This window comes from Variovorax sp. LjRoot84 (assembly GCF_964254305.1).
Classification (GTDB): domain Bacteria; phylum Pseudomonadota; class Gammaproteobacteria; order Burkholderiales; family Burkholderiaceae_C; genus Variovorax.
Genome location: NZ_CAXUTE020000001.1, coordinates 4,055,346 through 4,073,704 on the forward strand (window position 1 = coordinate 4,055,346; position 18,359 = coordinate 4,073,704).

Consider the following 18,359-nt stretch of genomic DNA (forward strand, 5'->3'; position numbering starts at 1 on the left):
TCCAGCGCTGTCCATCGTCATGAGATTACGATCGACCGTACTTTTTCTGATTTCGACGGAGCACCCCATGTCCCAGCACGCCCGCCTGCCTGCCCGCTACGACCACGTCGGCAGCTTCCTGCGCCCCAAATACCTGCTCGAAGCCCGCGAGCAAAAAGCCAAGGGCGAGATCACGCCCGAACAGCTTCGCAGGGTCGAAGACAAGGCCATCACCGAGATCGTGAAGTTCCAGGAGGACATCGGCCTCAAGAGCATCACCGACGGCGAGTTCCGCCGCACCTACTTCCACATCGACTTCCTCGAGCAGCTCGGCGGCGTGAAGACCGACATCCCGGTCACCATCAAGAAGCCCGACGGCACCGAGGAGCTGGCACCGCCGGTGATGCGCGTCATCGACAAAGTGACGCACGCGAAGTGCATCCAGCTCGCGGACTTCGAGTACCTCAAGAGCCAGGTGTCGGCCGGCAACACGCCCAAGGTCACGATCCCCTCGCCCACCATGCTGCACTTCCGCGGCGGCCGCGCCGGCATCAGCAAGGTGGCCTACCCCGAACTCGACCCGGAGTTCTACGACGACGTGGCCAGGGCCTACGGCGACGAACTGCGCTCGCTGGCCGCGGCCGGCTGCACCTACGTGCAGATGGACGACACCAACCTCGCCTACCTGTGCGACGAGAAGATGCGCGAAGCCGCCCGCCAGCGCGGCGACGACCCCAACGAGCTGCCGCACCGCTACGCCGCCTTCATCAACAAGGTGGTGGCGCAGAAGCCCGAGGGCATGATCCTCGCGATGCACCTGTGCCGCGGCAACTTCAAGAGCACGCATGCGGCGGCCGGCAACTACGAGCCGGTGGCCGAGGCGCTGCTCAAGGAGATGGACCTCGACGCCTACTTCCTCGAGTACGACGACGCCCGCTCGGGCGACTTCCGGCCGCTGCGCTTCCTGCCCAAGGGCAAGACCGTGGTGCTGGGCCTGGTGACCACCAAGTTCGGCGAGATGGAAGACAAGGACGAGCTCAAGGCGCGCATCGAGGCAGCCGCCAAATACGTGCCGCTGGAGCAGCTCGCGCTCTCGCCGCAATGCGGATTCTCGAGCACGGTGCACGGCAACAACATCGCCGTCGAGGCGCAGCGCGCGAAGCTGCGGCTGGTCGTGGAAACCGCACAGGAGGTGTGGGGCTCCCTCTGAGGTGCACGCGAGGTGAAGTCGGGGCATGATCGCGCTCCATGAAGCTCTTCACCGGCCCCCTCAGCATGTTCGGCGCCAAGGCGCAGATCGCGGCGCTCGAAAAAAGCATCGCGATCGAAGCCGTGATGGTGCCCTTCGACCGCGACGACAACTACGAGCCCAGGCACCCCGAGGTGCTGCGCATCAACCCCAAGCGGCAGGTGCCGGTATTGATCGACGGCGAGGTCGAGATCTTCGACTCGACGCAGATCTTCGAGTACCTCGAAGACCGGGTGCCGGATCCGCCGCTGTGGCCGCGCGGCGTGGTCGAGCGGGCACGGGCGCGCCAGCTCGAGCACATGTCAGACGAGGTGTTCTTCCCGCACGTGATCAAGCTCATGGGCCTGCAGCACGACATGCAAAGCGAGGCCGCGGTGGCAGCCTGCGCCGCCTGCGCCCGTTTCTATGTGCAGATGGAACATCGGCTGGCGCACGGCGACCACCTCGCCGGCTCCTATTCGTTTGCCGACATCGCCTTCTACATGGCGCAGGTGTTCGCCGATCGCAAGGGCGCAGGCATGACCGGCGACACGCCGCGCCTTCTGGCCTGGCGCGAACGCGTGGGTGCGCGGCCCGCGGTGCGCGAAGTGGTCGGCCCGATGATGAGGTTCCTGGCCTCGCAAGGACGCCCGGTGCCCCTGGCCCTCCAGTCGCACCTCGCGTGAACCGCATCGACGACCTGCTCGACTGGCTGCCCTCGCCGTCGCAGCATTTGCTGGTCGTCACCTTCGCGCTGCTCGTCTACGTGCTGACGACGCGCGCAAGGCGCGAGCAGCGCGCGCCCAGCACCGCCATTTCATGGGTGATGGGTCTCGTGCTGCTGCCCTACTTCATCCTGCCGATCTACCTGCTGTTCGGCCAGCGCAAGCTGCGGCCCGCGGGCTCGCCGCGGCCGCGGCGCTCGGTACCTGCCGGGCACTGGGCTGCCGACCTGGTCGAAAGCTTCGGCCTCGCGGCGCCCGGACCTTGCGCGGTGCGCTTCCATGCCGACGGCGGCGCCGCGCGCGATGCGCTGTGGGAAGTGATCGAGGGCGCGCGCACGCGCATCGACGTCTGCACCTTCATCATCGGCGACGACGCGCTCGGGCACGAGGCGATCAACCGGCTCTCGCGGCGCGCGCGCGAAGGCATCAAGGTGCGGGTGCTGCTCGACGGCTTCGGCGCCTTGTCGCTGCCGCGAAGCCACTTCGACACGCTGCGCGATGCCGGCGCCGAGGTGGCCGTGTTCCGCCCGATCTTCAGCCTGCGCCGCGCGGGTCCGCGCAACCTGCGCAACCACCGCAAGCTCACGATCGCCGACGACGGCTGGCTCTGGTCGGGCGGCCGCAACATGGCGGGCGAATACTTCCTCGGCAACCACGACTACCCGGTGGGCTGGCGCGACCTGTCCTTCGATTTGAAGGGCAGCGTGGCCACCGCGGCGGCGCGCCAGTTCGACCATGACTGGGCCTCGGTGCGCGGGCGCAAGCCGCGCGCCATCGCGGCCGCGGTGGCGCCGCCGGCTGGCGGCCTGGCGCAATTCCTGCCGAGCGGCCCCGACCAGACCGAAGACACGGCGCACGCGCTCCTGATCGACGCCTGCTTCCGCGCCGAGCACCGCGTGCTCGCGATCACGCCCTACTTCGTGCCCGGCGACGGCCTGCGCGATGCGCTGCGCCTGGCCGCGCGGCGCGGCGTGCAGGTCACGATCGCGATTCCCGCGCAGTCCAACCACCGGCTCGCCGATTTCGTGCGTGCCCGCGCCATGCGCGACCTGGCGCGCGCCGGCGTGATCTTCCGCATGCTGCCCTTCATGGCGCATGCCAAGGCGGTGGTGGTCGACGAAGAGCTCGCGCTGTGCGGCTCGATCAACCTCGACATGCGCAGCCTGCTCCTGAACCATGAGGCGGCGGTTGTGTTCTACGACCGCAACGAAATCGACTGGCTCGCGCAATGGATCGAGGCCACCGCCTCGGCCGGCGAGACCTACCGCGCGCGCCGTCCGGGCATCGTGCGCGACGTGGCCGAAGGACTGCTGCTGACCATCGCGTTCCAACTCTAGGTCTTGTTGGTGTAGCTGGCGTTGCCAAGTCCGGTGCCGATGGTCAGCATCGCCCAGCGCTTCACGTCGCGCATGAAAGGCAATTCGCTCAGGCCCTGCACCACGGCATCGTTGTGCATCAGAACCAGGGCGGGCTCGCCGCCGATCGTCGGAATTTTTTTGCCCAGCTCGGTCGGCAGATGGAAGTGTTCGCTCTCCCAGTCGCCCGGCAGGTTCTGCGCGCCGCGCGCGATCGAGCCATCCTTGCGGATCAGGCCCGGGCAGCCGATGCCGATGAAGGGCGCCAGGCGGATGCCCTTCTTCGTGGCGTAGCGGATCTGATCGTGGAGCATGTCCACCAGGCGCTCGACCAGCACCTTGCGCGCCGGGCCGTCGTCCGCATGGCGCCACTTTTCGCGCCGCAGCACCTTCGCCTTCGACAGGTCCTTGGCGCGCTTGCGGCGCATCTTGACGATGCCGCAGCGCACGTTGGTGCCGCCGATGTCGATCGCGAGGATCGCGTCACGGCCTTTCAGCAGCGGCGGCGGTGCCAGGTGCAACCAGCCGAGCAATCCGCCGTCGTCGGTTTCGTGGCCGATGCGGCCCAATTGCACGTCGATGCCCATGCCCTGGAGGATGGCCGCCGCCTGCAGCACCGCGCGCTCGCCGACGTCGCTCTCCGGGAAGCCGCCGCCGATCACGATGCGCTCCACGCCCTGCCATGACGGCTGGCGCAGGAAGCGTTCGATGACCCAGGCCAGCTCCTCGGCGAATTCCTCGATGGCGCCATGAACCATGTCGGCGGCCTCGGAGGTCTGGCCGGCTTTGAGCGTGGCGTCCAGCGTGCTCTTGGGCAGGTCCTTCGAATGCTTGGCGCCCAACGGGTCCCTGCCCCTCTTCCGGCGGCGCCGTCGCCAGCGCTCCAGCAGTTCCCTGAACGCCGTCTGGCTGGCCTGGTCGCCGATGAAGCCGTCCTTGTCGCGCAACTGGAGGCTGTAGCCCTCGACCAGCACCGTAGGCAGTTCTCGCGCGCCATGGATCTCGGGTGGGGGAAGCGAAGCTTTTTTCTTTCTCTTGTGGGATGCCATTGCGTCTTTCACAAAAATTCAGTCGGCCGTGGTCTCGAGGATCAGGCGCGCGGTTTCCTCCGGCGCGTCCCAATGCGGAAAGTGGCCGCAGCGCTCGAACCAGTGCAGGCGCGCGTCGGGAAAAAGCCGCTGCGCCCGCGCGGCTTGCTGCGGAAAACAGACGCGGTCCATGCGGCCCCAGCCGATCACAAGCGGCTTGCGCATGCTGCCGATGGTCGCGCCTTGCGGCGGCGCACCGCGCACGAGATCGCGCAACACCAGGTTGAAGGACCGCGCAGCAGCACAGCTGCGCATTTCCTCGAGCACAAGCGACGGCGCCAGCATGGCCGACTGCGCCGAAAACTGCGTGAGAAGAAGCCTGCGCGACCATTCGTGGGCGGTGATCGTGGGCATCGCGAACTGCAGCGCACGCACCAGCCGCACCGAGAGCCAGATCGAAGCGTGGAAGACCTGGCGCTCCCAGCCCGCCCAGAATCCGCCGGGGTTGAGCGAGATGACGCAACCCAGCACACCGCCGCGGCGCGCCAGTTCGAGCACCAGGCGCGCGCCCATCGAACTGCCGACGGCGTCGGTGCCGATCAGGTCGTGCTCGCGCAGAAACTCCGTGATGGCATTGGCCAGGGTCTGCAAGGAGACTTCTCCTGCCAGCGGCGGGCTCTTGCCGAAACCGGGCAGGTCGATCGCGACCACCGCGCGCTTGGCAGCCAGCGGCTCCATGATGGTTTGCCACGAGCGCCAGCTGCTGCCAAGCCCATGAACGAGCAGCAGGGGCTTTCCTTGACCGCGTCGGACGTAATTGATCAGCACCGATTCAGCTTGCGTTCATTTGGTGCGGCGCAGCATCAGCCCCGCACACCAGCTGCTGTAGGAAACCGGCCTGTCACGCCGATACACTGCGCTCGATGCATCCCTCGCGCCGTGCGTGGCTGACCGCCTTGTCCTGCCTGGGCCTGCTGCTCTGCGCGGCCTCGTCCTCGCACGCGCAGGAGGGAAGCCTGCGCGTCGGCTCCAAGCGCTTCACCGAGTCGTACATCCTGGCGGAAGTGCTGGCGCAGACCGCATCGCCTCATACGGCGAGCCCGCCCGTGGTGCGGCAGGGCCTGGGCAACACGGCCATCGTCTACGAAGCCCTGCGCTCGGGCGGCATCGATCTCTACACCGAATACACCGGCACCATCGGTCTGGAGATCCTCAAGAACCCGCAGCCGATGACGCGCGAGGCCATGAACGCCGCGCTCGCGCCGCTCGGGCTCGGCGCCGCCATCCCGCTGGGCTTCAACGACGGCTATGCGCTCGCGATGCGCGCGGCCGATGCGGACCGGCTCGGCGTGCGCAGCCTGAGCGACCTGGCACGCCACCCTGAACTGCGGCTCGGGCTCTCGAACGAATTCATCGGCCGTGCCGATGGCTGGCAGGGCCTGGCCGCGCGCTACGGCTTCGGCCAGAAGCCGACCGGCCTGGACCACGGCCTGGCCTACGACGCGATCGCAGCCAAACAGATCGACGTGATCGACATCTACACCACCGACGCCAAGATCGACCACCTCGGCCTGCGCGTGCTGGAAGACGACCGCCGCTATTTCCCGCGCTACGACGCGGTGCTGCTGTATCGCCTGGACGTGCCCACGCGCTTTCCGCAGGCCTGGGCCGCGCTGCAGAAGCTCGAAGGCCGCATCGACGAGCGCGCGATGATCGCGATGAACGCGCGCGCCGAACTGCAGGGCGTGGCTTTCGACGTGATCGCGCGCGACTTCCTGGCGCAGGGCAAGCACAGCGGGCCGGCGGGCGCCGAGAGCGCCGCGCGGGGCTTTGCCGCCAAGCTCTTCGGCCCCGACCTCGGCCGGCTGGCACGGCAGCATCTGCTGCTGGTGGCGGTCTCGGTCTGGCTCGCGATCCTGATCGCGGTGCCCTTGGGCATCCTCGTGTTTCCGCACCTGCGCTTGCGCGCCGTGGTGCTCGGCCTCACGGGCTTGCTGCAGACCGTGCCATCGCTCGCGATGCTGGCGGTGCTGATCTCGCTGATCGGCGCGATCGGCACCCTGCCGGCGCTGATCGCGCTCACGCTTTATTCGCTGCTGCCGATCATGCGCAACACGGTGACCGGGCTGGCCGAGGTGCCTGTGGGCCTGCGACAGGCTGGCACGGCGCTCGGGATGACCGGCAGGCAGAGCCTGCGGCTGGTGCTGTTGCCACTGTCGCTGCCGACGCTCTTGGCCGGTGTACGGACGGCAACGGCGATCGCGATCGGGACGGCGACCATCGCGGCCTTCATCGGAGCCGGAGGCTTTGGAGAACGCATCGTGACCGGCCTTGCGCTCAACGACCGCGAGTTGCTGGTTGCGGGCGCGGTGCCGGCGGCGGTGCTGGCGCTGTTGAGCGAAGGGGTGTTCGAGCTGATCGAATACTGGCTGCGAAGGGGGCAACGACGCGCTTCATCTTGAGGCCTGGAGCCGGGGCGAACTCCCGGCTCCGGCGCCTCCAACCCCAACCCTCTCCCGGAGGGAGAGGGAGCAAGACAAGACGCTCAAGCCAGCGTGTAAGCCGTCTTCACCACGGTAAAGAACTCCTGCGCATAGCGCCCCTGCTCCCGCGGCCCATAGCTCGACCCCTTGCGCCCGCCGAAGGGCACGTGATAGTCCACCCCCGCGGTCGGCAGGTTGACCATCACCATGCCCGCCTGGCTGTGGCGCTTGAAGTGCGTCGCGTACTTCAGGCTCGTCGTCGCGATGCCCGCCGACAGGCCGAACTCGGTGTCGTTGGCGGTCGCCAGCGCCTCCTCGTAGTTCTTCACCCGGATCACGCTGGCCACCGGCCCGAAGATCTCTTCCTTGTTGATGCGCATCGACGCCACCGATTCGCTGAACAGCGCCGGCGACATGTAGTAGCCCTCGGTGTCCAGCTTCAGCCGCTCGCCGCCCGCGGCCAGCGTGGCGCCCTCGCCCTGGCCGATCTCGATGTAGTTCAGGTCCTGCTGCAGCTGGCTCTCGCTGGAGACCGGGCCGATGTCGGTGCCCTGCGCCAGCGCGTCGCCGACCTTGATCTTCGCCATCCGCGCCTTCATCGCCTCGATGAACGTCGGGTAGATGCCCTCGGTCACGATCAGCCGGCTCGATGCGGTGCAGCGCTGGCCGGTCGAATAGAAGGCGCTCTGCACGCTGAGCTCGACGGCCTGCTCGAGGTTGGCGTCGTCCAGCACCACCTGTGGGTTCTTGCCGCCCATCTCGAGCTGCACCTTCTTGTGCTTGGTCGCGCACTGCACCGCGATGTTGCGGCCGACGCCGACCGAGCCGGTGAAGCTGATGGCATGGATGCCGGGATGGTCGACCAGGGCGTTGCCGATCACGCTGCCGCGGCCCATCACGAGGTTGAACACGCCGGGCGGAATGCCCGAGCGGCTGATGATCTCGGCCAGCGCCCAGGCGCAGCCCGGCACCAGGTCGGCGGGCTTGAGCACCACGCAATTGCCGAAAGCCAGCGCCGGCGCGATCTTCCAGGCGGGGATCGCAATCGGGAAGTTCCACGGCGTGATGAGCCCGACCACGCCTACCGGCTCGCGCGTGATCTCGACGCCGATGCCCGGGCGCACCGAGGGAAGAACTTCGCCCGAGAGGCGCAGGCATTCGCCGGCGAAGAACTTGAAGATGTGGCCGGCGCGCGTGGCTTCGCCGATGCCTTCGGGCTTGGTCTTGCCCTCCTCGCGCGCGAGCAGGGTGCCGAGTTCTTCCTTGCGCGCCAGGATCTCGTTGCCGATCTTGTCGAGCGCATCGCTGCGCGCCTGGATGCTGCCGGTGGACCAGGCCGGGAAGGCCGCGGTGGCTGCCGCGACGGCCGCATCCACCTGGGCGGCATCGCCCTGGGCATATTGCCCGAGCACGTCGCCCAGGTTGCTCGGATTGGTATTCGGGCTGTAGCTGGCGCCGGCGCGCCATTCGCCGTTGATCAGGTTGTCGAAGTTCTGCATGGCAGTTCCTTGGAGGTCGGTCGGGGAAAAAAATGAAGGGCCGCAAGAGCGGCCCCGCGCAGTGGGGAACTCTACGCTCCCTGCAACGAGCGCACTCGGAAACGGCCTATTGCGGGCCGAGCTTGTCGATCAGCGCCGCCAGCGCGTCGTACTCCTCGCGCTTGAGCTCGGTGAGCGGCGTGCGCACCGGGCCGGCGTCGTGTCCCACGATCCTGGCGCCGGCCTTCACGATGCTCACCGCGTAGCCGTGGCCCTTGTTGCGGATCTCCAGGTAGGGCATGAAGAACTCCTTGAGCAGGCGATGCTGCGTGGCCATGTCGTCGTCGGCCACCGCCTTGTAGAAGTCCATCGCGGTCTTCGGGATGAAATTGAACACCGCCGAGGAATACACCGGCGTGCCCAGCGCCTTGTAGGCCGCCGCATAGACCTCGGCCGTCGGCAGGCCACCGAGGTAGGCGAAGCGGTCGCCCATGCGCAGGTGGATCGAGCTCATGAGCTCGATGTCGCCGATGCCGTCCTTGAAGCCCACGAGATTGGGGCAGCGCGCGGCCAGCTTCTCGAGCGTGGCCGGGTAGAGCTTGCTCTGGCCGCGGTTGTAGACGATGACGCCGAACTTCACGCTCTTGCACACGGCTTCCACGTGCGCGGCCAGCCCTTCCTGGCCGGCTTCGGTCAGGTAGTGCGGCAAGAGCAGGATGCCGTGGGCGCCGGCCTTCTCGGCCGCCTGCGCGCACTGGATCGCGAAGCGCGTGGGGCCGCCGGCGCCCGCGATGATCGGCACCTTGCCGCGGCAGGTGTCGACCGCGGTGCGGATGATCTGGGGATATTCGTCGGCGGTCAGCGAGAAGAACTCGCCGGTGCCGCCGGCCGCGAACAGCGCGCTCGCGCCATAGGGCGCCAGCCATTCGAGGCGCTCGATGTAGCCCTTCTTGTGGAAGTTGCCTTCGGCGTCGAAGTCGGTCAATGGGAAGGACAGCAGGCCGGAGCCCATGATGGATTTGAGTTCTTGCGGATTCATGCGATTGAAGTGAAGAAAGAAAAAGATGAGTCCTCAGCTCTGTTCGCCCTGAGCTTGGTCGAAGGGCCCCTCGTCCTTGCTCAAGACAGGCTTCGACAAGCTCAGCCCGAACGGCCGGGATAGTTGCTCTAGTCCAGCTTGATCTGGGCCGCATCGACGACCTTGGCCCAGCGCGCGCGTTCCTTGTTGAAGAACTGCTCCTGCTCGGTCGGCGCCATGGTCACAACCTCGGCACCCTGCCCGGCCAGGCGCGAGCGGATGTCGGGCGAACGGATGATCGAAACCAGTTCCTTGTTGAGGCGCTGGATCACCGCCTCGGGCGTGCCGCGCGGCGCCAGCATGCCTTGCCAGGTACCGGAGTCGAAGCCGGGCACGCCCTGCTCGGCAATGGTCGGCACATCGCCGATCAGCGGCATGCGCGTGGACTTGGAGACGCCGAGGATCTTGAGCTTGCCGCTCTGCACATGCGGCAGCGTCGCGAGCATGCCGTTCATCAGCACCTGGGTCTGGCCGCCCACCGTGTCCTGGATGGCCTGCACGCCGCCCTTGTAGGGCACGTACTGCCAGCGCGCGCCGCTGGCGCGTTCGAGCGCCACGCCGGCGAGGTGCGGCGCGCTGCCGGTGGCGGTGACGGCGAAGTTCAGGTCGGACTTCTTCGACAGCGCGACCAGTTCCTTGAGGTTGCTCACCGGCACCGACGGATGCACAACCAGCAGGTGCGGCGAATAGGCCAGCATGGTCACGCCGCGCAGGTCCTTCGACGGGTCGAACGGCAGCTTGGTGTAGACCGACGGGCTGATCGCGAGCGCGCCGACGTCGCACAAGAGCAGCGTGTAGCCGTCGGGCGACGCCTTGGACACCAGGTCGGCGCCGAGGTTGCCGTTGGCACCGGCGCGGTTCTCCACGATGACCGATTGCTTGAGCGCTTCCGACAGCGGCTGGCTGATCGAGCGCGCGATGATGTCGGACGACCCGCCGGGCGGATACGGCACCACGATGCGGATGGGTTTGGCGGGCCAGGCGTCGGCAGCCTGTGCGCCGCTTGCGGCCAGCAGCCCGGTGCCGAGTGCGCCGAGCACGAGATCGCGTCGATTCATGGTCATGTCTTGTGTCTCCTGAGGATGGGAATGGGCGACTGCCGCGCAGGCACGCACATGCATGCCGCTTCGGGCTTCGTCATCAGTCATCGTACAACTAGTTGGACGCCCTGTCCAGTCCTGCGCGCCGGCCGCTCAGGCCGGCGGCGTGCTATCGGCCGGATCGCCAGGCGGCGCGGCTTCGGCAGCGGCGCTCTTGGCCGCTGCCTGCGCGATCCGCAGCCGCTCGCGGCTGTTGGTCAGGTGGATGCGCATGGCCGCGCGCGCCGACTCCGGGTCGCGCCGCGCGATGGCGGCGTAGATCTCTTCATGCTCGCGGTTCACGCGGCTCAGGTATTCGCCGCGCCGGTCGTGGTTGCGGATGGCCGTGATGCGCGTGCGTGGAATGATCGTGGTGCCCAGGTGGCTCATGATGTCCGCGAAGTACGGGTTGCCGGTGGCCTGAGCGATCTGCAGATGGAAACGGAAGTCGGGCGCCACCGTGTCCCCCGCCACCGCCACGTTGCGCTCGAAATCGTCGAGCGCCTCGCGCATCGCGGCCAGCTGCTCGTCGGTGCGGCGCGTCGCGGCCAGGCCGGCGGATTCGGTCTCCAGGCTGATGCGCAGCTCGAGCACCGCGAGCACGTCGACCGAGGTCGCGATGTCCGAGGCATCGAGCCGGAACATGCCCGCGGCCTTGGGCTGCAGCACGAAGGTGCCGATGCCGTGGTGCGTCTCCACCAGCCCCCCCGCCTGCAGCTTCGAGAGCGCCTCGCGCACCACCGTGCGGCTCACGCCGTAGGCCTGCATGATGGCCGACTCGGTCGGCAGTTTGTCGCCCGGCTTGAGCTGCTGGCTGCGGATCTTCTCGCCCAGATCGTCGACCAGGCCATGGGCCAAACCGCGCCCGCGGCGGCGCGGGCTGCCGGTGAAGGTGGCGGCCTCGGCGCTAGCGATTGACCCCGTTGACAGGTTCGTCATGCGGTGATGATAATCGTCATCTCGTTGTACGACAACCGATAACTTACCACCAGAGACAAACAAGAGATGAGTGAGATTTCCAAAGCCAATCCGCCCCGCGTGGCCCGGCTGCTTCTGACGGGCGCCGCCGGCGGCCTGGGCAAGGTGCTGCGCGAACGGCTGCGTCCTTATGCGGATGTGCTGCGCGTCTCCGACATCGCGGCGCTCGCGCCGGCCGAGGGCAAGCACGAGGAAGTCGTGCCCTGCGATCTGGCCGACAAGGCCGCGGTCGATGCGCTGATCGCCGGCTGCGACGCGATCGTGCACCTGGGCGGCGTCTCGGTCGAACGCCCTTTCGAGGAAATCCTCGAAGCCAACATCAAGGGCATCTTCCATCTCTATGAAGGCGCGCGCCGGCATGGCGTGAAGCGCGTGGTGTTCGCGAGTTCGAACCATGTGATCGGCTTCTACAAGCAGAGCGAAACGATCGACGCCCACGCCGCGCGCCGGCCCGACGGCTACTACGGCCTGTCCAAATCCTTCGGCGAAGACGTGGCGCAGTTCTACTTCGACCGTTGGGGCATCGAGACCGTGAGCATCCGCATCGGCTCCTCCTTCCCCGAGCCGGCCAACCGCCGCATGATGAGCACCTGGCTCAGCTACCGCGACCTGACGACGCTGGTCGAGAGGTCACTCTTCACGCCCTCCGTGGGCCATACCTTGGTCTACGGCGTGTCGGCCAACCGCGATGTCTGGTGGGACAACAGCGCGGCCGCGCACCTGGGCTTCCAGCCGCAGGACAGCTCGGAAGTCTTCCGCGCCAAGATCGAGGCGCAGCCGCCCGTGGCACCGACCGACCCGAACGCCATCTACCAGGGCGGCGCCTTTACCGCCCAGGGCCCCTTCGGCGATTGAAGGCCATGTCCAGCAAAGCCGAGCTCGTGGTCGATGCTCGCTGCGGCACGGGCGAGAGCCCTGTGTGGTCGGCGGCTGACGAAGCGCTCTATTGGGTCGACATCCCGGGTCGGGCGCTGCACCGCTGGTCGGCGGCCGGCCATGTGAAGTGGATCGGTGAGGAGATGCTGGCCTGCATCGCGCCGCGCGCCGACGTGCCGGGCGCCTGGATCGCGGGCATGGAAAGCGGCCTGTTCTCGATTGCAGCGCAGGACGACGGCACGCTCGCCGCGACGCGGCTCGCCCAGGTGGAGCACGCCCTGCCCGGCATGCGCTTCAACGACGGCCGCTGCGACCGCCAGGGCCGCTTCTGGGCCGGCACCATGCTGATGGACATGGCAGCCGGCTCGCGCGTCGGGCACCTCTATCGCTATGACAAAGGCGCCGAAGCACCCACCGTGCAACTCGACGACCTGATCGTGCCCAACGGCCTGGCCTTCAGCCCCGACGGCCGCACGATGTACCTCTCCGATTCGCACCCGAGCGTGCAGACCATCTGGGCCTTCGACTACGACACGGCCAGCGGCACGCCCACGAACCGCCGCGTCTTCATCGATATGAAGCCGCTGCCCGGCCGGCCCGACGGCGCCGCGGTCGACGCCGACGGCTGCTACTGGATCTGCGGCAACGACGCCGGCCTGGTGCACCGCTTCACGCCCGCAGGCAGGCTCGACCGCTCGCTCGAAGTGCCGGTGAAGAAGCCCGCGATGTGCGCCTTCGGCGGCCCGAAGCTCGACACGCTGTTCGTGACCTCGATCCGCCCGGGCGGCGATCTCTCCGAGCAGCCGCTCGCCGGCGGCCTGTTCGCGCTGCGCCCCGGCACCCAAGGCATCGCGGAGCCCGCGTTCGGCACCTGACAACGTTCAATTTCCATAAACCACCACCAAAGAGGAAGACAAATGACATACACCCGCACCCTGATCGCCCTGGCGGCCGCCGCCTTGGGCGTGGCCGCGCACGCCGTCGAGTTCCGTTCGGCCGATGTGCACAACAGCGACGACTACCCGACCGTGGCCGCGGTCAAGTACATGAGCGAGCTGCTCGACAAGCGCAGCAACGGCAAATACAAGATCAAGGTCTTCAACAAGGGCGCGCTGGGGACCGAAAAGGAAACCATCGACCAGGTGAAGATCGGCGCGCTGGAGATGACCCGCGTCAACATCAGCCCGCTGAACTCGCTGTGCGCCAAGACGCTGGTGCCGACGATGCCCTTCCTGTTCGACTCGATCGCCCACATGCGCAAGTCGCTCGACGGCCCGGCCGGCGAGGAGATCCTGAAGAGCTGCGAGCCCGAGGGCCTGGTCGGCCTGGCCTTCTACGACAGCGGCGCGCGCTCGATCTACGCCAAGAAGCCGGTGAAGTCGCTGGCCGACACCAAGGGCATGAAGATCCGCGTGCAGCAATCCGACCTGTGGGTGTCGCTGATCAACGCCATGGGCGCCAATGCCACGCCGGTGCCGATCGGCGAGGTCTACACCGGCCTCAAGACCGGGCTGATCGACGCCGCGGAGAACAACATCCCGTCCTATGACGGCTTCAAGCACTACGAGGCCGTCAAGTTCTATTCGCGCACCGAGCATTCGATGGCCCCCGAGATGCTGGTGATGTCCAAAGCCGTCTATGACAAGCTGCCCAAGGCCGAGCAGGACATGTTCCGCGCCGCGGCCAAGGAATCGGTCGCGTTCCAGCGCAAGAAGTGGGACGAGCAGGAGGCCAAGTCGCTCGAGGTGGTCACCAAAGGCGGCGCCACCATCGTGTCCGACGTCGACAAGGCCTCGTTCCGCGCCGCCATGGCACCGGTGTACGCCAAGTTCATCTCCACGCCGGACCTGCAGCGCCTGGTCAAGGCGATCCAGGACAACAAGTGATCGACGGGCCGGCCGAATCCGAAACGTCGCGCCCGCCCTCGCGCCATGCGTACTCGCGCGTGTGCGCGCTGCTGTCCAAGGCCAGCCTGATGCTGGCGGTGGTGCTGCTGATCGCCATCATCGTGTGCGTGCAGTACCAGGTGGTCGGGCGCTACCTCTTCAACGACACGCCGGTCTGGGCCGAGGGCCTCGCGCTGCAGCTGGTGCTGTACGTCACCGCGCTGGGCGTGGCGGTCGGCGTGCGCGATGCCGGCCACATCGGCCTGGATTCGCTGGTCGCCCTGTTGCCGGAGTCGCTGCGCCTCAAGATCGAGATCCTGATCCACGCGCTGGTGGCGCTGTTCGGCGCCATCATGGTTTCCAGCGGCTGGCTCTGGACCCGGCTCAAGTGGAGCGACATCAAGCCCATGCTCGGCATTCCGGTGGGCATGGACTACCTGGCGCTCGTGATCGCGGGCATGTTGATCGTTCTGTTTTCGGTTGAACACATCGTGGCACTGCTGCGTGACGAGGAAGTGGTGCCGGCGTGGAATTGACTGTTCTCTCTCTTAGTTTTCTCGTGCTGCTGGTCCTCGGCGTGCCGGTCGCGTTCTCGATCGGCCTCGCCTCGGTCGCCACCGTGCTCTACGCCGGTCTGCCGGTGGCGGTGGTGTTCCAGAAGATGGTCGGCGGGATGCAGATCTTCTCGTTCCTGGCCATCCCCTTCTTCGTGTTCGCCGGCGAGCTGATGCTCTACGGCGGCATCGCGCAACGCATCGTGCGCTTTGCCAACAGCCTGATCGGCCATGTGCGCGGCGGGCTCGGCATGAGCAACGTGATCGGCTGCACGCTGTTCGGCGGCGTGGCGGGCTCGCCGGTGGCCGACGTGTCGGCCATGGGCTCGGTGATGATCCCGCTGATGAAGCGCGAGGGCTACGACGCGGACTACGCGGTCAACGTCACCACGCACGCGGCGCTGGTCGGCGCGCTGATGCCGACCTCGCACAACCTCATCATCTTCACACTGGCCACCACCGGCATCGCCTCGGTCAGCGTGCTGAGCCTGATCCTGGCGGGGATGATTCCGGCGCTGATCCTGACGCTGTGCAATCTGGGGGCGGCGTATTACGTGGCGATCAAGCGCGGCTACCCGATCCGCGGCGCTTTCCCCGGCTGGGGCGAGGTGCTGGCGGCCTTCATCGGCGCGCTGCCCGGGCTGCTGATCGTCGCGATCATCCTCGTGGGCATCCTGTCGGGGGTGTTCACCGCCACCGAGTCGGCAGCCACCGCCGTGCTGTGGGCGCTGGGCGTCACGGTGCTGGTGTACCGGTCGCTCAGCTGGCAGGATTTTCTGAAGGCCTGCGCCAAGGCCTGCAAGACCACCGGCGTGGTGCTGCTGCTGATCGGCATCTCCTCGGCCTTCGGCTACTTCATGGCGCTGTACGAGGTGCCGCAGAAAACCGGCGAACTGATGACCTCGGTCTCGAGCAGCCCGTGGGTCATCTTCCTGATGATCAACGTGCTGCTGTTCGTGCTGGGCACCTTCCTCGACATGGCCGCCACGATCCTGATCTGCACGCCGATCTTCCTGCCGATCGCGATGCAGTTCGGCATGAGCCCGGTGCAGTTCGGCATCGTCATGCTGATCAACTGCGCGCTCGGCCTGAACACGCCGCCGGTCGGCACCACGCAGTTCATCGGCTGCGCCATCGGAGGGGTGTCGGTCGGGCAGGTGATGCGATCGATCTGGCCCTTCTACGGGGCGCTGCTGGTGTGCCTGATGCTCGTGACCTACGTGCCGGCCTTCTCCCTGTGGCTGCCCGAGCTCTTCTCCGCACCCAAATGAGCGAACCCCTCTACATCACCATGCACGAGCGCGACAACGTCGCGATCGTGGCCAACGACGGCGGGCTGCCTGCCGGCACCGTGTTCCCCTCGGGCCTGGCGCTGGTCGAGAAGGTGCCGCAGGCGCACAAGGTGGCGCTGGTCGACATTCCCGAAGGCGGCGAGGTGCGGCGCTACGACGTCGTGATCGGCTATGCGCTGAAGCCCATCGCCGCCGGCAGCTGGGTGCACGAGCGGCTCTTGAAGATGCCCGCCGCGCGCGAGCTCGAAGGCCTGCCGATCGCCACCGTCAAGCCGCCGCCGCAGGCGCCGCTCGAGGGCTACACCTTCGAGGGCTACCGCAATCCCGACGGCTCGGTCGGATCCCGAAACATCCTGGCCATCACCCAGACCGTGCAGTGCGTGGCCGGCGTGACCGAGTTCGCCGTGCAGCGCATCAAGGCCGAGCTGCTGCCGAAGTTTCCGAACGTCGACGACGTGGTGGCGCTGGAGCACGGCTATGGCTGCGGCGTTGCGATCGATGCGCCCGACGCGATCATTCCGATCCGCACGCTGCGCAACATCAGCCTCAACCCCAACTTCGGCGGCGAGGTGATGGTGGTGAGCCTGGGCTGCGAGAAGCTGCAGCCCGAGCGCCTGATGCCGCCCGGCACGATTCCCTTGATCGACGAACGCAACGTGGCCGACGTCGGCGCCAGCGCGGAGACCGGGCTGGACGTGGTGTGCCTGCAGGACGAGGCGCACATCGGCTTCATGTCGATGGTCGATTCGATCCTGCGCCAGGCCGAGGAGCATCTCGAGCGCCTCAACGCCCGCCGGCGCGAAACCGTGCCCGCCAGCGAGCTGGTGGTCGGCGTGCAGTGCGGCGGCAGCGATGCCTTCTCGGGCGTCACGGCCAACCCGGCGGTCGGCTTCTGCACCGACCTGCTGGTGCGCGCCGGCGCGACCGTGATGTTCTCGGAGGTGACCGAGGTGCGCGACGGCATCGACCAGCTCACCTCCCGCGCGACCACGCCCGAGGTGGCCGAGGCGATGATCCGCGAGATGGCCTGGTACGACGCCTACCTCGACAAGGGCCGCGTCGACCGCAGCGCCAACACCACGCCCGGCAACAAGAAGGGCGGGCTCTCCAACATCGTCGAGAAGGCGATGGGCTCGATCGTGAAGTCGGGCAGCTCGCCGATCTCGGGCGTCGTCGCGCCGGGCGAGAAGGCGCAGCAGAAGGGCCTGCTCTATGCCGCCACGCCGGCCAGCGACTTCATTTGCGGCACGCTGCAGCTCGCGGCCGGCATCAACCTGCACGTGTTCACCACCGGCCGCGGCACGCCCTACGGGCTGGCCGAGGTGCCGGTGATCAAGGTCGCCACGCGCAGCGATCTCGCGCGCCGCTGGCACGACCTGATGGACGTCAACGCCGGCCGCATCGCCGACGGCGAAGCCACGATCGAAGACGTGGGCTGGGAGCTGTTCCGGCTGATGCTCGACGTGGCCAGCGGCCGCAAGAAGACCTGGGCCGAGCACTGGAAGCTGCACAACGCGCTGGTGCTGTTCAACCCGGCGCCCGTCACCTGAAAAGGAGAATCGCATGAAAGATCTGAAAGGCAAGACCGCCCTCGTCACGGGCGCCAGCACCGGCATCGGTGCCGCCGTCGCACGGGCCTACGCGGCGCGCGGCATGCGCGTGGCCGTCCACTACAACCGCTCGGCCGGCCCCGCGAAGGAGGTGGTGGACGCGATCACCGCCGCCGGCGGCGAAGCCTTCGCGTTGCAGGGCGACGTGCGCGACACCGAAGCGATCCGGCGCGTGGTGCGCGAAACCGTCGCACGACTTGGCGGCATCGACGTCCTTGTCAACAACGCCGGCAGCCTGGTCAAGCGCGTGCCGATCGCCGACTTCGACGACGCGCTCTTCGACGAGGTGCTGCACATCAACGCGCGCTCGGTGCTCGCCTTCTGCCGCGAAGTGGTGCCGCTGATGCGCGCGCAGGGCCGCGGCGGCAGCATCATCAACGTCTCGTCGGTCGCGGCGCGCCACGGCGGCGGGCCCGGCGCCTACCTGTATGCCGGCGCCAAGGGCTTCGTCAGCACGGCGACCCGCGGCCTGGCCAAGGAGCTTGCACTCGACCGCATCCGCGTCAACGCGGTGGCGCCGGGCGTGATCCAGACGCCCTTCCACGACCAGTTCTCGACGCCCCAGATGCTCGAGTCCTTCAAGGCCACGATCCCGATGGCCCGCATCGGCGAGCCCGACGACTGCGTGGGCGCCTTTCTCTACCTCGCCTCGGAGCAGCTTTCGAGCTACGTGACGGGCCAGATTCTCGAAGTCAACGGCGGCCAGTACATGCCTTGAACCGGCTGAACC

Annotated in this window: 17 protein-coding genes; 11 read left to right on the forward strand and 6 right to left on the reverse strand. The window is 67.6% G+C overall.

The genetic code is table 11. The features are described 5' to 3' along the window. Nucleotides 1-67 precede the first annotated feature (67 nt). Genes ACSQ9I_RS20160 through ACSQ9I_RS20170 form a run of 3 tightly spaced genes read left to right on the forward strand, consistent with a single transcriptional unit; the run spans nucleotide 68 to nucleotide 3,269 of the window. The gene (locus tag ACSQ9I_RS20160) at nucleotides 68-1,189 is read left to right on the forward strand and encodes a 5-methyltetrahydropteroyltriglutamate--homocysteine S-methyltransferase (protein ID WP_436314225.1); all 1,122 of its coding nucleotides are present in this window, start codon (nucleotides 68-70) and stop codon (nucleotides 1,187-1,189) included. A gap of 38 nt (nucleotides 1,190-1,227) precedes the next feature. Further along, a complete protein-coding gene (locus ACSQ9I_RS20165) occupies nucleotides 1,228-1,893 on the forward strand; it encodes a glutathione S-transferase family protein (RefSeq protein ID WP_436314226.1) in 666 nt (221 codons plus the stop codon). Continuing rightward, on the forward strand, nucleotides 1,890-3,269 hold the full coding sequence (locus ACSQ9I_RS20170) for a phospholipase D-like domain-containing protein (protein WP_436291056.1): 1,380 nt from the start codon (nucleotides 1,890-1,892) through the stop codon (nucleotides 3,267-3,269). Before ACSQ9I_RS20165 ends, ACSQ9I_RS20170 begins: the two co-directional genes overlap by 4 nt. Here ACSQ9I_RS20170 and ACSQ9I_RS20175 read toward each other — a convergent pair. Both ACSQ9I_RS20175 and ACSQ9I_RS20180 read right to left on the reverse strand, forming a co-directional pair. Continuing rightward, complete coding sequence (locus ACSQ9I_RS20175; RefSeq protein ID WP_436291055.1) at nucleotides 3,266-4,336, reverse strand: ROK family protein; 1,071 nt, start codon at nucleotides 4,334-4,336, stop codon at nucleotides 3,266-3,268. The two genes, ACSQ9I_RS20170 and ACSQ9I_RS20175, sit on opposite strands and share 4 nt — an antisense overlap. 18 nt (nucleotides 4,337-4,354) lie before the next feature. Next, nucleotides 4,355-5,143 carry an alpha/beta fold hydrolase gene (locus ACSQ9I_RS20180; RefSeq protein WP_436304717.1) on the reverse strand — a complete coding sequence of 263 codons (789 nt, stop codon included), beginning with the start codon at nucleotides 5,141-5,143 and terminating at the stop codon, nucleotides 4,355-4,357. Nucleotides 5,144-5,238: 95 nt separating this feature from the next. Here ACSQ9I_RS20180 and ACSQ9I_RS20185 point away from each other — a divergent pair, with 95 nt between their 5' ends. Further along, nucleotides 5,239-6,777, forward strand: a complete 1,539-nt coding sequence (locus ACSQ9I_RS20185) for an ABC transporter permease/substrate-binding protein (RefSeq protein ID WP_436314227.1) — start codon at nucleotides 5,239-5,241, stop codon at nucleotides 6,775-6,777. 83 nt (nucleotides 6,778-6,860) lie between these two features. On the opposite strand, the gene ACSQ9I_RS20190 is transcribed toward ACSQ9I_RS20185, so the two are convergent. From ACSQ9I_RS20190 to ACSQ9I_RS20205, 4 genes are all read right to left on the reverse strand, one after another. Continuing rightward, nucleotides 6,861-8,297, reverse strand: a complete 1,437-nt coding sequence (locus ACSQ9I_RS20190; protein ID WP_436314228.1) for an aldehyde dehydrogenase family protein — start codon at nucleotides 8,295-8,297, stop codon at nucleotides 6,861-6,863. 106 nt (nucleotides 8,298-8,403) lie between these two features. Further along, nucleotides 8,404-9,315, reverse strand: a complete 912-nt coding sequence (gene kdgD / locus ACSQ9I_RS20195; RefSeq protein ID WP_436314229.1) for a 5-dehydro-4-deoxyglucarate dehydratase — start codon at nucleotides 9,313-9,315, stop codon at nucleotides 8,404-8,406. 128 nt (nucleotides 9,316-9,443) lie between these two features. Beyond that, entirely contained in the window at nucleotides 9,444-10,418 is a 975-nt protein-coding gene (locus tag ACSQ9I_RS20200) for a Bug family tripartite tricarboxylate transporter substrate binding protein (protein ID WP_093103220.1), read from the reverse strand. A gap of 129 nt (nucleotides 10,419-10,547) precedes the next feature. Further along, on the reverse strand, nucleotides 10,548-11,372 hold the full coding sequence (locus tag ACSQ9I_RS20205; protein ID WP_093103218.1) for a FadR/GntR family transcriptional regulator: 825 nt from the start codon (nucleotides 11,370-11,372) through the stop codon (nucleotides 10,548-10,550). A 66-nt stretch (nucleotides 11,373-11,438) separates the two neighbouring features. On the opposite strand from ACSQ9I_RS20205, the gene ACSQ9I_RS20210 reads away from it, so the two are divergent. From ACSQ9I_RS20210 to ACSQ9I_RS20240, 7 genes are read left to right on the forward strand one after another with little or no spacing between them, the layout of a single operon-like run. Then, nucleotides 11,439-12,266, forward strand: a complete 828-nt coding sequence (locus tag ACSQ9I_RS20210; protein ID WP_093103217.1) for an NAD-dependent epimerase/dehydratase family protein — start codon at nucleotides 11,439-11,441, stop codon at nucleotides 12,264-12,266. A 5-nt stretch (nucleotides 12,267-12,271) separates the two neighbouring features. Further along, on the forward strand, nucleotides 12,272-13,162 hold the full coding sequence (locus ACSQ9I_RS20215) for an SMP-30/gluconolactonase/LRE family protein (protein WP_093103215.1): 891 nt from the start codon (nucleotides 12,272-12,274) through the stop codon (nucleotides 13,160-13,162). Between the two features lie 42 nt (nucleotides 13,163-13,204). Continuing rightward, nucleotides 13,205-14,173 carry a TRAP transporter substrate-binding protein gene (locus tag ACSQ9I_RS20220; protein ID WP_093103214.1) on the forward strand — a complete coding sequence of 323 codons (969 nt, stop codon included), beginning with the start codon at nucleotides 13,205-13,207 and terminating at the stop codon, nucleotides 14,171-14,173. Then, entirely contained in the window at nucleotides 14,170-14,709 is a 540-nt protein-coding gene (locus ACSQ9I_RS20225; RefSeq protein WP_436304721.1) for a TRAP transporter small permease, read from the forward strand. The genes ACSQ9I_RS20220 and ACSQ9I_RS20225 overlap by 4 nt, the downstream gene beginning before the upstream one ends. Then, a complete protein-coding gene (locus ACSQ9I_RS20230) occupies nucleotides 14,700-15,998 on the forward strand; it encodes a TRAP transporter large permease (RefSeq protein ID WP_436314230.1) in 1,299 nt (432 codons plus the stop codon). The genes ACSQ9I_RS20225 and ACSQ9I_RS20230 overlap by 10 nt, the downstream gene beginning before the upstream one ends. After that, complete coding sequence (gene garD / locus ACSQ9I_RS20235; RefSeq protein ID WP_436314231.1) at nucleotides 15,995-17,569, forward strand: galactarate dehydratase; 1,575 nt, start codon at nucleotides 15,995-15,997, stop codon at nucleotides 17,567-17,569. The genes ACSQ9I_RS20230 and garD overlap by 4 nt, the downstream gene beginning before the upstream one ends. Nucleotides 17,570-17,582: 13 nt before the next feature. Beyond that, the gene (locus tag ACSQ9I_RS20240) at nucleotides 17,583-18,347 is read left to right on the forward strand and encodes an SDR family NAD(P)-dependent oxidoreductase (RefSeq protein WP_436314232.1); all 765 of its coding nucleotides are present in this window, start codon (nucleotides 17,583-17,585) and stop codon (nucleotides 18,345-18,347) included. Nucleotides 18,348-18,359 lie beyond the last annotated feature (12 nt).

Bases quoted from the DNA above. Each gene is read 5' to 3' on its own strand.
- ACSQ9I_RS20220 (WP_093103214.1), top strand. From the start codon at position 13,205: ATGACATACACCCGCACCCTGATCGCCCTGGCGGCCGCCGCCTTGGGC.
- ACSQ9I_RS20210 (WP_093103217.1), top strand. From the start codon at position 11,439: ATGAGTGAGATTTCCAAAGCCAATCCGCCCCGCGTGGCCCGGCTGCTT.
- kdgD (WP_436314229.1), bottom strand. From the start codon at position 9,315: ATGAATCCGCAAGAACTCAAATCCATCATGGGCTCCGGCCTGCTGTCC.
- ACSQ9I_RS20205 (WP_093103218.1), bottom strand. From the start codon at position 11,372: ATGACGAACCTGTCAACGGGGTCAATCGCTAGCGCCGAGGCCGCCACC.
- ACSQ9I_RS20175 (WP_436291055.1), bottom strand. From the start codon at position 4,336: ATGGCATCCCACAAGAGAAAGAAAAAAGCTTCGCTTCCCCCACCCGAG.
- ACSQ9I_RS20185 (WP_436314227.1), top strand. From the start codon at position 5,239: ATGCATCCCTCGCGCCGTGCGTGGCTGACCGCCTTGTCCTGCCTGGGC.
- ACSQ9I_RS20190 (WP_436314228.1), bottom strand. From the start codon at position 8,297: ATGCAGAACTTCGACAACCTGATCAACGGCGAATGGCGCGCCGGCGCC.
- ACSQ9I_RS20240 (WP_436314232.1), top strand. From the start codon at position 17,583: ATGAAAGATCTGAAAGGCAAGACCGCCCTCGTCACGGGCGCCAGCACC.
- ACSQ9I_RS20200 (WP_093103220.1), bottom strand. From the start codon at position 10,418: ATGACCATGAATCGACGCGATCTCGTGCTCGGCGCACTCGGCACCGGG.
- ACSQ9I_RS20160 (WP_436314225.1), top strand. From the start codon at position 68: ATGTCCCAGCACGCCCGCCTGCCTGCCCGCTACGACCACGTCGGCAGC.
- ACSQ9I_RS20165 (WP_436314226.1), top strand. From the start codon at position 1,228: ATGAAGCTCTTCACCGGCCCCCTCAGCATGTTCGGCGCCAAGGCGCAG.
- ACSQ9I_RS20215 (WP_093103215.1), top strand. From the start codon at position 12,272: ATGTCCAGCAAAGCCGAGCTCGTGGTCGATGCTCGCTGCGGCACGGGC.
- garD (WP_436314231.1), top strand. From the start codon at position 15,995: ATGAGCGAACCCCTCTACATCACCATGCACGAGCGCGACAACGTCGCG.